The organism is Coprobacillus sp., from assembly GCF_984815275.1.
Map to the genome: position 1 here is coordinate 33318 of NZ_CFJNYH010000006.1, position 14785 is coordinate 48102.

Sequence of the window (14785 nt, forward strand, 5' to 3'; positions counted from 1 at the left end):
ACACTATTCATGATCATTAACATTTAATAATCTGTCATCCTATCACCTAATGTTATACACTATAGAATATGTTTTAAGCAAATATAAATAACAGATAAAATTTGAACTTATAACAACTTTCATGTATAATGAGTAGTGCTAAAAAAGAGGTGAAAAAATGGAAGGTTTTTGGTATGAATTAAAACATGTATGTAAGCAAAGTGGAGCAAGATATGGTATCTTGCATACTCCTCATGGAGATGTAGAAACACCTATGTTTATGCCCGTTGGAACATTGGCTACAGTCAAAGGTATCTCGCCTGAACAATTAAAAGAAATGAACTCACAAGTGATTCTTTCTAATACTTATCATCTATGGTTAAGACCTGGTGAAGATGTTGTCAAACAGGCTGGTGGTTTACATAAATTTATGAATTATGATGGACCTATCTTAACAGATAGTGGAGGCTTTCAAGTTTTTTCTTTAGGAAAAACAAGAAAGATAGAAGAAGAAGGTGTTACCTTTAAAAGTATTGTTGATGGAAAGAAATTATTTCTATCCCCTGAAAAAGCTATTCAAATTCAAAATGATTTAGGTGCAGATATTATTATGAGTTTTGATGAATGCGCTCCTTATCCTTGTACACATGACTATATGAAAAACAGTGTTGAAAGAACCCTTCGTTGGGCAAAACGTGGTAAAGATGCTCACCAAAGAGATGATCAAGCGTTGTTTGGAATTGTTCAAGGTGGAGAATTTGAAGATTTAAGAGAATTCAGTGCGAAAGAATTAGTGAAAATGGATTTTCCAGGTTATTCTATTGGAGGAACCAGTGTTGGTGAGCCTAAGGATGTCATGTATAAAATGATTGATGATGCGATTCAATGGCTACCTGTAGATAAACCACGTTACTTAATGGGAGTAGGAAATCCCATTGACCTCATAGAAGGTGCTATGCGAGGCATTGATATGTTTGACTGTGTTTTACCAACCAGAGTGGCGAGACATGGTGCATTAATGACACATTATGGAAGAATGAATATTAATAATGAGAAGTTTAAATATGACTTTACGCCTATAGATGATAAATGCCATTGTTATACTTGTCGTAACTATACACGTGCTTATTTGAGACATTTACATAAATGTGATGAAATATTTGGAAAGAGTTTACTCTCTATCCATAATGTTGCATTCTTATTACAATTAAGTGAAGATATTAGAAATGCAATTCAAGAGGATCGTTTATTAGACTTTAAAGAAGAATTCTTAGATCATTATGGTAGAGATGTATATGAGAGGGCATTTTAAATATGAAATTAAGTGAATTTGATTATCATTTACCTGAAGAATTAATTGCACAAACTCCCTTAAAAAAGAGAGATACTTCTCGTTTGATGGTATTAGATAGAAAGAATGAAACAATTGAAGATAAACATTTTTATGATATTCTTGATTATTTACATGAAGGAGATATCTTAGTCAGAAATAATACAAAGGTTATTCCTGCAAGACTCTATGGAACAAAAGAAGAAACTAATGGTCATGTTGAAGTTTTGTTACTTAAGGATTTAGGTAATGACGTTTGGGAATGTCTCGTAGGTAATGCAAGAATTGTAAAAATTGATACTATTATTACTTTTGGTGACGGTTCTTTAAAAGCAAAATGTATTCATATTGGTGATGAAGGAATACGTCACTTTGAAATGATTTATGAAGGTATCTTTTATGAGATTTTAGATACTCTTGGAACAATGCCTCTTCCTCCTTATATCAAGGAAAAACTTGAAGATCAGGACCGTTATCAAACTGTCTATGCAAAGATTGAAGGAAGTGCTGCTGCTCCAACAGCTGGTTTACATTTTACTGATGATATTATTGATAAAGTCAAAGCAAAAGGTGTAAAGATTTTAGATGTGACTCTTCATGTAGGGTTAGGAACATTTAGACCTGTTAAAGTAGATGATGTTTTAGAACATCACATGCATAGTGAATTTTACATGATTGATGAAGATGTTGCACAACAATTAAACAATGCCAAAGCAAATGGTCAGCGTATTATAAGTGTTGGTACAACATCTACAAGAACACTTGAAGCAAATTTTAAGAAATATGGACAATTTAAAGCAACTCAGGAAAGTACTGATATCTTTATTTATCCAGGCTATCAATTTGAAGCTATTGATGCTTTAATTACAAATTTTCACTTACCTAAATCTACCCTTGTGATGTTAGTGAGTGCTTTTGCCAATAAAGAATTTATATTAAAGGCTTATCATCATGCAGTTGAAGAAAAATATCGTTTCTTCTCATTTGGTGATTGTATGTTTATTCAATAATGAAAATAAACTATGATTTAAAGCTTCAAGAAGAATTAAAGAGACTCGGAGATACAAAACCCACTCTATTGCTTCATGTATGTTGTGGTCCTTGTTCAAGTTATGTCATTAAAGAATTATCTGAATATTTTCATATAACTATTTATTATTCTAATTCAAATATTTATCCTATTGATGAATATCAAAGAAGATATCAGGAACTTTTACATTTTATAAAGAGATTTAATCAAGATTTCAAGCATAATATTCAAGTTATCGAAGATCCTTACAATCATCCTGAATGGGTTTCTCATCTTTATCCACTTAAAGAATTACCTGAGGGAAGTATGAGATGTAGACTATGTTATAGTTTAAGAATGCGTAGAACATTTGATTATGCAAAAATAAATCATTATGATTATTGGACAACTGTCTTGAGTATATCTCCACATAAAAATAGTCAATGGATTAATGAAATTGGAGATGCTTGGCAAAGTTCTACACCAAAGTTCTTATATGCTGATTTCAAGAAAAATAATGGTTATCTTAAATCAACTCAAATGACAAAAGAGTATGAAATGTATCGACAAAATTACTGTGGCTGTATGTTTAGTTATGAAGAAATGTTAAAAAGAGAAAACCAAAAATAGTATTTAAAAAGGAAGAATTAAATCTATGATAAATAGATTGAGTTCTTCCTTTTGTTCTTTATAGAGAATTATAATAGAGACTCATACATTTTTTATTTTCCTAATTCCTTACTTCTATCTATATAAGTTGTATGTAGCATGTTTTCTGCTAAATCACTCATTGGTTCTTGATAGAAATCCTTATATAACTGTTGAATTTCAGGATTATCATGACTTTTTCTTAAATTCATTGATTGGTCTCTGTTATAAAGTCCTGCAATTCTTTTTGCGCGAAGGAGATCGCCCTGATATTTCGTATCTTTTGGTTGACCACCACCACCAATACAACCACCTGGACATGTCATAACTTCAACAAAGTGATACTTTTTATCAGCAGTCTTCATCTTTTCAATAAATTGACTTGCATTTTTTGTACCAAAAATCACTGCAATATTTACTGTTATACCATTCATATCTACACTTGCTTCTTTAACATCATCCAATCCCCTTACAGGCGTATATGTAAGCAAATTGATTGGAGCTGATTCACCTGTCATTATTTCATAAGCAGTACGAAGTGCTGCTTCCATAACTCCACCTGAGTTTCCAAAAATAACACCAGCTCCACTTGCTTCACCCATTAGTGAATCAAACTTTGAATCTTTTAAAGATGTAAAATCAATATTTTCCTCTTTAGCCCACTTTGCCAGTTCTCTTGTTGTAATCACATAATCCATATCACGCATATTATCAATTCCTAAATATTTCCCAGCATCACACATCTCTTCTCTTTTGATTTCATATTTTTTGGCTGTACAAGGTGTAACAGCTATATTAATAATTTGAGTTGGATCTAAGTTCATTTTTTTAGCAAAATAAGTTTTTACTGTGGGCCCTTGCATACCAATTGGACTCTTAGCAGTTGAAAGATGATTACGCATTTCTGGATGATAAATTTCTAAATATTTTACCCAAGCTGGGCAACAACTTGTGAATTGCGGTAAAGGCTTAGTTTGCTTTGTTAGGCGACGTATTAATTCTGTACCTTCTTCAAGAATAGTTAAGTCAGCTGAGAAATTTGTATCTAAAACATATTTAGCTCCTAGTTTTCTTAATAAAGCAATCATTTTACCTTCTACAAAAGTTCCATCTTCCATACCAAACTCTTCTCCTAAGGCAATTCTTACTGATGGTGATGTGTTAAAGATAATAATTTTATCAGAATTTTTCATGTCTTCTTGAATGAAAGGATATTCATAAGTTTCATGAATACTTGAGACTGGACATACATTTGCACATTGTCCACAATTGATACATACTGCTCTGTCTAATGTATCTTCCAGGCTATACGTTCCATGAACACCAATATAATCTTGACAGATATTCTTACATTGACCACACTTAATACATTTTTCTTCATCTCTTTGAATTGATGGATTATCACATTCTATGGGTACACGAATATCCATTCCTAAATGTTTACTCATACATTATCCTCCTTTTAAATAGTAATCGTTACTATTATTATATCATTATGGAAAATATTGTCAAACAAAAGAGATATCTATAATAATATCTCAGTTTATTGAATCTCTGAATCATTATTCAGACGATTGTGTATACTTTGCATTTTATAATCTAACTCTGATATAGACATTGCACACTGGATTAATTCTTTTTTGATATCTTCAGGAACATTATTATCAGTTTTATATTTTAATTTATGTTCTAATGAAGCCCAGAAGTCCATAGCTATTGTTCTTAATTGAACTTCTACATGAATAGGCTGTACACCTTCAGCTAAAAATATAGGCACCTCTAACACTAAATGCAAACTTCTATAACCATTATCTTTTGGATTTTGAATATAATCTTTTATCTTGATAAGCTTAATATCATCTTGATTAATCAATAATTGAGCCACAACATAGACATCATCTATATAATTACATATCACACGAATTCCAGCAATATCATGTATATGACGCATAATTTCTTTTTCAGTCAATGTCACATCTTTATCTATCGCCTTTTTTATAATACTTTCTGGCTTTTTTAATCTAGACTCAATATGATGAATAGGATTATGATCATATTTCACCTTGAATTCAGAATCTAGTATCTCCAATTTTGTTCGAATTTCTTTAATCCCAGCTTCATAAAGCTGCTCCATACGTAATAAACTATTAACATTTTCCAAAATTGGATTTTTAACAACTTGATTAAGAATATTCTTTTTTAATCTCTTATTATCCAATAATCTTATTTTATCTTTCTTCAACATTTCACAATCTCCTTACCACTATTTAATACAATCGAGATGAACTCATGGTGAACTGATTGAAAAGCAAGAAAAGAGTCTAACGACTCTTTATTTTATCAACAAATATTTTTATTTTCTCTGTTGCGATTTTTAGTTCCTCAATACTATAAGCATATGAAACACGAATGAATCCTTCACCAGCTGGTCCAAATGCTGTTCCTGGTACACATGCTACCTTTTGATCTTCTAAGAGTTTTTCACAAAACTCATCTGAAGATAGTCCTGTTGATTGAATGCATGGGAAAACATAGAATGCACCTAATGGCTTAAATGTTTCTAATCCCATATCATTAAATGTTTTCACAAGAAAATTTCTTCTTGTTCTATATGAATCACGCATTTTCATAACTTCTTCCTGACAGTGTCTTAAACCTTCAATGGCACCATATTGTGCTGGTGATGGGGCTGACATAATAACATATTGATGAATCTTGCACATAGCACTAGACAAAACAGAATTGGAAAGAATATAACCTAAACGCCATCCTGTCATAGCATGTGCCTTTGAAAAACCACTGACAATAATTACTTGATCTTTAATTTCATCAAATGATGCAATTGAACAAAATTCCTCTTCATAACTTATTTCTGCATAAATTTCATCAGATAGAATAATAATTCCAGTCTCTTTTAGGATAGGAACTATCTTTTCATAATCCTCTTTTGTCATAAATCCACCAGTTGGATTAGACGGATAGTTTAACAAAATTGCTTTTGTCTTTGGAGTTATAGCAGCCTTTAATAAATCAGGAGTCAATTTAAATTGATCTTCATGACGAAGATTGATAGCAACTGGAACTCCTCCTGCCAATTCAACACCTGGAGCATAAGCAACATACCCTGGATCTAAAACAATCATTTCATCACCTGGATTAATAATTGAACGAATAGCAATATCTATTCCCTCAGATCCACCCACAGTGACAATACATTCTTTTTCAGGATGATATGATACCTGAAATCTTTTTTTATAGTAATTACATATTTCTTTACGTAATTCTAATAAACCACGATTAGCAGTGTAAAAAGTACGTCCTTTTTCAATAGAATATATTGCTGCTTCTCTTATTGCCCAAGGTGTTGTAAAATCTGGTTCTCCAACTCCAAGAGAAATAACTCCCTCCATTTGTGAGGCCAAATCAAAGAATTTTCTAATTCCACTAGGCTTAATAAGTTTAACACGATCACTCAACATATTTTCATAATCCATTATGGAGTCACCACCAATCTATCATTAGAACCATCTTCATCTTCAATTAAAACAACACCATTATTTTTATATTGTTTTAATACAAAGAATGTTGATGTCCCTGTCACACCATCTAAACATGCTAATTTACTTGCTACAAAGTGAGCAACTTCCTGCATTGTTTTCCCTTTGACTATAGCTACAAATTCAAAACTACCACTTAAGAGATACATTGTATCGACTTCATCAAATTTATAAATACGACTTGCGATTCTATCATAACCATACTCTCTTTCTGGATTTGCATTGATTTGAATCAAGGCAGTGACAATTTCAGCATGAGTTAAATCCCAATTAACAATTGTATGATATCCACAAATGACTTTTTCTTTTTCTAATTCTGTTAATCTATCAATAACATTATCTTTCGTTTCTTCTAAGGCGGCCGCTAGATCAGTAATTTTCATCCTTGCATTTTTCTGTAACAAACTTAGTAATAACTTATCTTCCATAACGATCACTCCTTCTTTTATATTATATTTATTGTAGTACATTTTTTTATATTAGTAAATAGAATATTATTGTGTTAAAATAGATTTATGAAAGGGGTTTACTTATGAAAACATTCTATGTTGCCAGTTATGGAAAAAATAATGATAAGGGAATTTATATCATGAGACTTAATGAAGAGACACTTGAGATGCAACGTGTTCAGCAGATAGTCACGCAGGATTACCCTTCGTATATGATAACTAAAGATCATGTTCTATATGTTGCATATAAAAATGCCAGTTCATTGAATGATGGTGGAGGATTAGGGAGTTTCTCAATTTATAAAGATGAATTAATTCTTAATAATAATTATAATTCTAGTGGAAGATCTTATACACATTTATGTGTTGATGATACTCTCTGTTATATTTTTGCAGCAAATTATCATATTGGTGCAACAGCTTCTTATCAATTAGATAACAAAACAATAACTCAGAAAATTTCTGCTGTAAGACATAAAGGACTTGGACCTGATCTTTTAAAAAGGCAAACTGGACCCCATACTCATTATGTTGGTATTACACCAGATAAACAATTTGTATATTCTGTAGACTTAGGTGCAGATAAAGTTGTTATGTATCGCTTTCATCAAGGGGTATTATTAGAAGATGCTGATTATACTCTCAATGTTATTCCTGGTTCTGGACCACGTCACATGATTTTTTCATATGATGGTCGTTTTGCTTATCTTGTGAATGAAATTGCGAATAATATTATGGTTTTTAAATACTCTGAAGGCCGTTTTACTCTTATTCAAGCTATTCATTGTATTCCTAGACATTTCAAGGGGTTCTCAAGTGCATCTGCTATTCGTATGACATCAACTGGTGAACATTTATTTGTATCTAATCGCGGTCATGATAGTATTGCGATGTATCGTGTCAATAAAGAATCTGGTAAAATATCATTATTGTATATGGTTCATACTGGTAAAGGTCCTAGAGATTTTCATATTATTAATGATCAGTTCTTAATTGTTGGCTGTCAAGGTGATAATCAATTACAAGTATTAACCTTTGATGAAGATAATGAAAAATTACTTATGAGCGACTCAACAATAGATTTACCTGCACCTGTTTGTATAGCATTTGAATAACAGATAGACTCTTCTTAGCATTAAGAAGGGTTTTTATAGTTTGAATATCTTAAATGACAAGGAGGGATATCTTGTATTGGAATATTATACCTGAATGTATATCAATTATCATTCTTCTTATTATATGGTCTTACTCTAGAAAAGGAAGCAATTTACCAACGTTAACAAATCAGTTATTTCAGGCCTGTTTTTTAGTCACATTTCTCGCTATATCTACTAATATTCTATCAACTTGTATGTTGACTTATACTCAAATTTTTCCAATTTGGATGATAGAACTTGTGACGACTATTTACTTTATTTTCACCCCTTTAATGGGAATGATTTATTTCTTATATTCATCAACTCTTATTTACAATCATACAAAACTATCAAAAATAATGTGGTTAGGAACCTTGCCTGGACTTATTTATATCCTTATTGTCCTTTCCAATCCTTTTTCACATATATTGTTTAGTTTATCATCTGAAGGTGTTTACAATCAGGGTTCATTTATTTTTATAACTTACTTGTTATTTTACTTATACTGTTTGTTTTGTCTTATCATTGTGATTATCAATAAGAAAAAAATAAATTATCATATTTACAAGATACTTAGTGTCTTTCCACTTATTGCAGTTGCTGTTATTGTTATTCAACAAATTTATCCAAATATTATCCTCTCTGGAACAGCAGCCACTATGGCTTTATTAATTATTTATCTTCATTTGCAAAATAAGCAATTAACCTTAGATTCTTTAACAAATTTACCTAATCGTTCTGAACTATTTCAAATGATGGAAATATTAATTGAAAAATATGGTCATGATCCATTTGTTTTGCTTGTTATTTCTCTTAGAGATTTTAAGAAGATTAATGAATCATATGGACATGCTATGGGAAACGAATTATTAGTTAAATTTTCAGAGTTTTTATCTTCCATTGCACCATTAAATAGTGTTTATCGTTTTAATGGTGATGAATTTGCTATTTTAATTCAACATGAACAACGTCATTTGGTAAAACAAATTATTGATCTACTTGATAAAAAAACAATCTCTCCCTGGATAATTCAAGATTATAGTTTTTATGTTTCCACTGTTGCTGGAGTTGCAACTTATCCTCAAAGTGCTACAACAGCCGAAAAGATATTGAATGCTGTAGAATATGCTGTTATTCAAGCTAAACGTGATTCATCGAAGCAAGTCCATTACTGTGATGAAAATATTATGAACAGCATCAATAGAAGAGAGAGAATTATTGAGATATTAAAGGATAAAATAGCCAAACAGAGTTTTGAACTCTATTATCAACCTATTATTGATTTAAAAACTGGTAAGTATGATTTTGCTGAATCTCTAGTGAGAATTCCAAACTCATCATTGGGTCCATTATATCCTAATGAATTTATTCCAATTGCTGAAGAAACTGGTCTTATTATAGAAATAACTTATCAGATTCTTGAAAAAGCATGTGAATTTATAAATCATTTATCAAAAGAAAATATTCATATAAAATCTGTACATGTTAATTTTTCAGCTTATCAATTTAATGAATCAAACTTATCAAATAAAGTCATTGAGATTATAGAATCACATCATATCCCTTTATCAAAAATAAAAATAGAATTTACTGAAAGCACAATAGCTAAAAATGTAGAAGTTGTTACTCATTTTGCAAATTATGTAGCCCAAAAAGGAATTCGTATGGGTTTAGATGATTTTGGAACAGGCTACTCTAATATTGCAACAGTTATTGGTATTCCATTTGGTACTATCAAACTTGATAGAAGTTTAATATTAGCTGCTATGGATAATGAAAAGTCAGCTGGTCTTGTTAAAAACATAACACGTTCTTTTCAAGATTTAGGTTGTTCTGTTGTTGCAGAGGGTGTCGAAACGAAAGAACAAAATCAGTTTGTAAAAGATTGTCAAATAGATTTTGTACAAGGCTTCTATTATGCCAAGCCTATGCCTGAAAAAGATGTTATTGAATTCCTAAAACATAATACTTAATCATATTTATTATAAATAAAAGATGAAATACCTTTATTGATAATTAAGTGTATTTCATCTTCTTTTTTATTCCCTATTGAGAAAAATAAACTATCTCTTTTGCTTCAAATTCCAACAATGATTTAATGGTCCACTTCCATGCCCTAAATCAAGATTTGCTTTTAAGGCCCCACTAATATAATCTTTTGCTTTTCGAACACTTGTAATCATATCATATCCAGAAGCTAAATGACTTGCAATAGCACTAGATAAAGTACATCCAGTTCCATGTGTATTTGGATTATCTATATGTTCACATTCTAACCATATTTTTTCATTATTATGATATAACAAGTCATCAGCTCGATCTTCAAAATGGCCACCTTTAATCAAAATATCTCCTTGATACCATTGACGAATATCTTGTGCAGCACGAATCATATCTTCTTTACTTTTTATCTTCTTCCCAATAAGAACTTCTGCTTCTGGTATATTAGGTGTAATAATTTCAGACAAAGGTATCAGTTCATATTTTAATGCATCAAGAGCACTATCTTCAATTAATCGGGATCCACTAGTGGAAACCATAACAGGGTCAACAACAATATGTCTCGCATGATATTGTTTTAATTTCTTAACAATTGTATGTATTAATTCTGTTTCTGACACCATTCCTATTTTCAATGCATCTGGAAAAATATCGTTAAAAACGCAGTCAAATTGTTCCTCCAGAAAATCTGGAGTTACATTCATAATATCTTTAACACCTAGTGTATTTTGAGCAACAAGAGCGGTTATAATACTCATCCCATACACGTTATGTGCCATAAATGTCTTCAAGTCCGCCTGAACACCTGCTCCCCCTGTAGGATCAGTCCCAGCAATAGTCAAAACAGTATTCATATTCTATCCTCCATCTCTATAAATGATTCATAATGTTCATGAGCAATTCCACATATCTTGTCCCAATCTTTTTGATTAGCCTGATCATAAATTGCTTTTACATAACAACCTGCATTTACTGCTGTCTCAATTGCATATAATGCATCTTCTACAACGACACATTCTTTCACTTTTAAATTCATACTTTTTACAAGAGTTAAATAACTTTCGATCTCTGTTTTATTATATCCACAAGTTTGACACGAATAAATATTCTGGAAATAGTGGAAAAGATTCAATCGCATGAGAGCTTTTGTTGCAAGTTCAACGGAACCAGCAGTGAATGCAACAATTTGATAATTCTTATCAAAACATTTTTCTATAACTTTTCGTGCTCCTATTTTTAATGGAATAGATTTTTCATATGCTTCTTCAATAATATAGGTTATTCCTAAAGCAACTTCATTAACAGATTGTGTTAAAACAAATGTATTTTTCATATATAGGGCTGCTTCTTGTAAAGACATATGTTCCATAAGAGAATCTAAATCATCTGGCCCTTGAATCCCAATACTTTGTAGATAGCGATTCCCTACATTATCCCAAACATTTAGAGAATCTAAGAGTGTTCCATCCAAATCAAATATGTACCCCTTAATCATTAAAAAGTCCCTGACATATTTCTTTAAGACATTGTGTAGCTTTATGAATATCTTTTTGCGCTAGAATTGCACTGATAACTGCAACACCAGCAATACCACTATCTTTTAATTCCAATATATTTTGATAACCAATACCTCCAATAGCTACTACTGGTATTTGAACAGCATTACAAATATCTTTTAATGTCTGAATATCAACATCTACAGCATCTTTCTTTGTACCTGTATGAAAAACCGCTCCTACTCCTAAATAGTCTGCACCAGCTCCTTGTGCCTCTAAAGCTTGCTCAACACTTTGTACAGAAACACCTAGAATTTTATTTTCACCTATTAACTGTCTCACATTGTGAGCTTTCATATCGCTTTGCCCAACATGTACTCCATCTGCATCTACAGCCAACATGACATCAACATTATCATTAATAATAAATGGAATTGCATACTTTATACAGAGATATTTTAAATATCCTGCTTCCCTTATAAACTCATGATTATTAAGTTTTTTTTCACGCAGCTGTACACATGTCACACCTGCTTGAACAGCCTTTTCGACATCTTCACAAAGTGTATGCTTTCCTAACCAATAACGATCTGTAACTAAATACAATTGCATAGCTTTTCTTATTGCCTGCTTATCTTTTTTCAATTTGTATGCCTCCATTCAACAATTGACTATTCATCATACTTAGAGCATCAATGAGATAAACTCGTAAACTTCCTGTCCCACTATTTTCCTTAACAATTTTTTGTTTAGCAAGTTCACCACTATATCCCATGATAGCAACTGCACAACTAACCGCATCTAATAAATTATCTTGATTAACTGCTATATATGCACCTAATATCGCACTCAACATACAACCAGTTCCTGTAATTTGAGACATTTCTGGGCACCCATTTTTAATGATATAAGTATTCTTAGAATCAGTTATAATATCAATAGGTCCTGTGATTACAATAATTGCCTCTGTTTTTTGACTTAACTCTTTAGCAAAACTTATTGTCTGCATTAAATTATCATCACTAACAATATCATTAATATCTGCATCTACACCTTTTGTCGTTCCCGTTCCTGAATAAACAGTCTTCATTTCTGATATATTTCCTCTAATCACACTCAATTTCACTTCTTTGAGTAGACGAAATGTAGTCTCCGTTCGAAATTGACTTGCACCTGCTCCAACTGGATCTAATACGACAGGATGTCCAAGTTCATTTGCCTTTTTTCCCGCTTTAATCATCGCCTCTACTGTTCTCTCGTTAAGTGTTCCAATATTAATGACAAGAGCTTGAGAGATTGATGTGATATCTTCTACTTCTTGTTGCTCATCTGCCATAATAGGACTTCCATGTACTGCTAATAAAGCATTTGCACAATCATTCATTGTAACACTATTTGTTATACAATGAACCAAAGGATTTTGTTCTTTAACATTTTTTATAATTTTTTCAAACATTATTTTCTCTCCTTATAATATAAAAAGTGATATGCCAAACAACGGTATATCACTTCATTTTTAAGTTTATATCCCTCCGTTGGCATTACCCAAATCAGGTGCGGTCGAAGTTCACAACTCCCTCTCAGCCTATTTATAAGCTCCCGTTCTTGATATTTTTATCATAACACTTGACTATTTTATCGTCAATGAAAAACAACAGTAAACTAAATATTCTCATCAAAAGACAGATTTAACTGTTTATCATTAAATCTCTAACATTATCTTGGTCTACATCACTTGAAATAGCTAATCCATATGCAACTGTAGAAATAGGAACTGTAACATATTCATTATGACAATAGTCTTCGAAGTCTTTAAGTATATTTTGACAATTGTTCTGATATGAACTTTGTATAAATGTCTGATAACTTTCTTTTAATGAGGAATTCATAATACTCTCTTCAAAATCTAAAATAGGTGAAGTCAATTGATGAGTAGTATATCGAAGTGTAGCATCATATTGAGAAGTCTTTTTAAGATTTAATCCAACTTCTTTAAGATTTTTATTCATCATATCATATCTTAAAGCTGATACTGTATCTCCTAAGGTATAATACTCAATTTCTTTTATATTTTTGACATTACGGTATGCTTTTTTTGCAATATCTAAATCATAAGTTTCCAGAGATTTCTCATTATTTAGTGAAGACAATTGACAATTATTCATTCTTTCATTCTTATCAAATCCTTGTTGCAAATCAGATTTATTAATTGAATAATAAATTGTTTTTCTTATATCTTTATTCTCTCCTACTTTATCATTTAGATTGAATTCTAGATAATTGAGATGAAATGCTTCATTAACTTCATAAACATTATGATATTTTGCTTCTTTTATATCATTTATGTGACTGGTTAAAGAGACTTCACATATATCTAAATTAAATTTATCTACTTCATTTTTTCTTTCTATAGTAGAAGTTCCTTTAATAATTATTTTTTCAAAAGCATATTTTGAAGTATGTTTATATAAATTCTTTTTTAGCTCTATAGATTTATTATGAGAATATTTTTCAAAAGCATATTCTCCAGTTCCTATAGCCCACTTACTATTTTCAACTGTTTTAAATATTGGAATAGATAATCCCTGGATATTAAGAATTGAACAACTGTTAAATTGAAAAGTAAGTTCATACTCATTATCTATAATGATGCCTGAAATATCATTATTTTTTCCTAATTGATAATCTTCCATTCCTTTTATAGTTTTACATATATCCTTTTGAGAATATTGACTCGTTGTTTTATTCAATTCTAAATAAGATTTTTTAACTGTTTCAGCATTAACAACATCACCATTAGAAAACTTTGCTTTTTTATTTAATTCAACCTTTGCTTCTAACCCATCCTTTGAAAAGATAATTTTATCTGCTAACATAAACTCTATTGATAAATCTTTTTTTATATAAACTATAGGTTCATAAACAAGACGTTTTGTAAGTCGAGAGGTTTGATCTTGACCAAGATAACTTTTTGATTCTTGAGGGGGATTTGTGACTCCTATTGTTAATTGTTTCTTTTGTTCATCGCTCTTCTTTATATATTCAGGAGAACCTTCAAATATAAGTGTATTCGATTTCTCTCTATTATTAAAGATAAGAAACGTTATAACTAGACATAAACCAATGAAAACAATAAGAATATATTTTTTATCCCACTTTATTTTTTGTTGATTCATAATT

Annotated in this window: 14 protein-coding genes; 5 read left to right on the top strand and 9 right to left on the bottom strand. The window is 30.8% G+C overall.

Annotated features, from left to right (window positions below):
• Positions 1-157 precede the first annotated feature (157 nt).
• Genes tgt through AC5M21_RS03610 form a run of 3 tightly spaced genes read left to right on the top strand, consistent with a single transcriptional unit; the run spans position 158 to position 2948 of the window.
• Complete coding sequence (gene tgt, locus AC5M21_RS03600) at positions 158-1291, top strand: tRNA guanosine(34) transglycosylase Tgt (protein WP_008788914.1); 1134 nt, start codon at positions 158-160, stop codon at positions 1289-1291.
• A 2-nt stretch (positions 1292-1293) separates the two neighbouring features.
• Positions 1294-2319: a tRNA preQ1(34) S-adenosylmethionine ribosyltransferase-isomerase QueA gene (gene queA / locus AC5M21_RS03605; RefSeq protein WP_302280682.1), complete on the top strand. Its 1026-nt coding sequence runs from the start codon at positions 1294-1296 to the stop codon at positions 2317-2319.
• The gene (locus AC5M21_RS03610) at positions 2319-2948 is read left to right on the top strand and encodes an epoxyqueuosine reductase QueH (protein WP_302280683.1); all 630 of its coding nucleotides are present in this window, start codon (positions 2319-2321) and stop codon (positions 2946-2948) included. Before queA ends, AC5M21_RS03610 begins: the two co-directional genes overlap by 1 nt.
• A gap of 92 nt (positions 2949-3040) precedes the next feature.
• Here the strand turns inward: AC5M21_RS03610 and AC5M21_RS03615 are convergent, their stop codons facing one another.
• The 4 genes from AC5M21_RS03615 to AC5M21_RS03630 form a co-directional block, all read right to left on the bottom strand.
• Positions 3041-4414 carry a [FeFe] hydrogenase, group A gene (locus tag AC5M21_RS03615; protein WP_302280684.1) on the bottom strand — a complete coding sequence of 458 codons (1374 nt, stop codon included), beginning with the start codon at positions 4412-4414 and terminating at the stop codon, positions 3041-3043.
• A gap of 95 nt (positions 4415-4509) precedes the next feature.
• The gene (locus AC5M21_RS03620) at positions 4510-5211 is read right to left on the bottom strand and encodes a GTP pyrophosphokinase (protein WP_008788918.1); all 702 of its coding nucleotides are present in this window, start codon (positions 5209-5211) and stop codon (positions 4510-4512) included.
• 76 nt (positions 5212-5287) lie between these two features.
• Complete coding sequence (locus tag AC5M21_RS03625; protein WP_117598839.1) at positions 5288-6460, bottom strand: aminotransferase class I/II-fold pyridoxal phosphate-dependent enzyme; 1173 nt, start codon at positions 6458-6460, stop codon at positions 5288-5290.
• Positions 6460-6951 carry an Lrp/AsnC family transcriptional regulator gene (locus tag AC5M21_RS03630; RefSeq protein WP_008788920.1) on the bottom strand — a complete coding sequence of 164 codons (492 nt, stop codon included), beginning with the start codon at positions 6949-6951 and terminating at the stop codon, positions 6460-6462. The genes AC5M21_RS03625 and AC5M21_RS03630 overlap by 1 nt, the downstream gene beginning before the upstream one ends.
• A 104-nt stretch (positions 6952-7055) precedes the next feature.
• Between AC5M21_RS03630 and AC5M21_RS03635 the strand changes: the two genes are divergently transcribed.
• Both AC5M21_RS03635 and AC5M21_RS03640 read left to right on the top strand, forming a co-directional pair.
• Positions 7056-8087 carry a lactonase family protein gene (locus AC5M21_RS03635; protein WP_117598838.1) on the top strand — a complete coding sequence of 344 codons (1032 nt, stop codon included), beginning with the start codon at positions 7056-7058 and terminating at the stop codon, positions 8085-8087.
• Between the two features lie 71 nt (positions 8088-8158).
• On the top strand, positions 8159-10081 hold the full coding sequence (locus tag AC5M21_RS03640) for a putative bifunctional diguanylate cyclase/phosphodiesterase (protein WP_008788922.1): 1923 nt from the start codon (positions 8159-8161) through the stop codon (positions 10079-10081).
• A 90-nt stretch (positions 10082-10171) separates the two neighbouring features.
• Here the strand turns inward: AC5M21_RS03640 and thiD are convergent, their stop codons facing one another.
• From thiD to AC5M21_RS03665, 5 genes are all read right to left on the bottom strand, one after another.
• Positions 10172-10963, bottom strand: coding sequence for a bifunctional hydroxymethylpyrimidine kinase/phosphomethylpyrimidine kinase (thiD, locus tag AC5M21_RS03645; protein WP_008788923.1), 792 nt, complete (start codon positions 10961-10963; stop codon positions 10172-10174).
• Positions 10960-11580 (bottom strand): HAD family hydrolase, encoded by a 621-nt coding sequence (locus tag AC5M21_RS03650; RefSeq protein ID WP_237713649.1) that lies wholly within the window; start codon positions 11578-11580, stop codon positions 10960-10962. The genes thiD and AC5M21_RS03650 overlap by 4 nt, the downstream gene beginning before the upstream one ends.
• Before the next feature lie 16 nt (positions 11581-11596).
• On the bottom strand, positions 11597-12250 hold the full coding sequence (gene thiE, locus AC5M21_RS03655; RefSeq protein ID WP_008788925.1) for a thiamine phosphate synthase: 654 nt from the start codon (positions 12248-12250) through the stop codon (positions 11597-11599).
• On the bottom strand, positions 12237-13061 hold the full coding sequence (gene thiM / locus AC5M21_RS03660) for a hydroxyethylthiazole kinase (protein WP_054325169.1): 825 nt from the start codon (positions 13059-13061) through the stop codon (positions 12237-12239). Before thiM ends, thiE begins: the two co-directional genes overlap by 14 nt.
• Before the next feature lie 232 nt (positions 13062-13293).
• Entirely contained in the window at positions 13294-14781 is a 1488-nt protein-coding gene (locus AC5M21_RS03665) for an ABC transporter substrate-binding protein (protein WP_236916409.1), read from the bottom strand.
• Between the last annotated feature and the right edge of the window lie 4 nt (positions 14782-14785).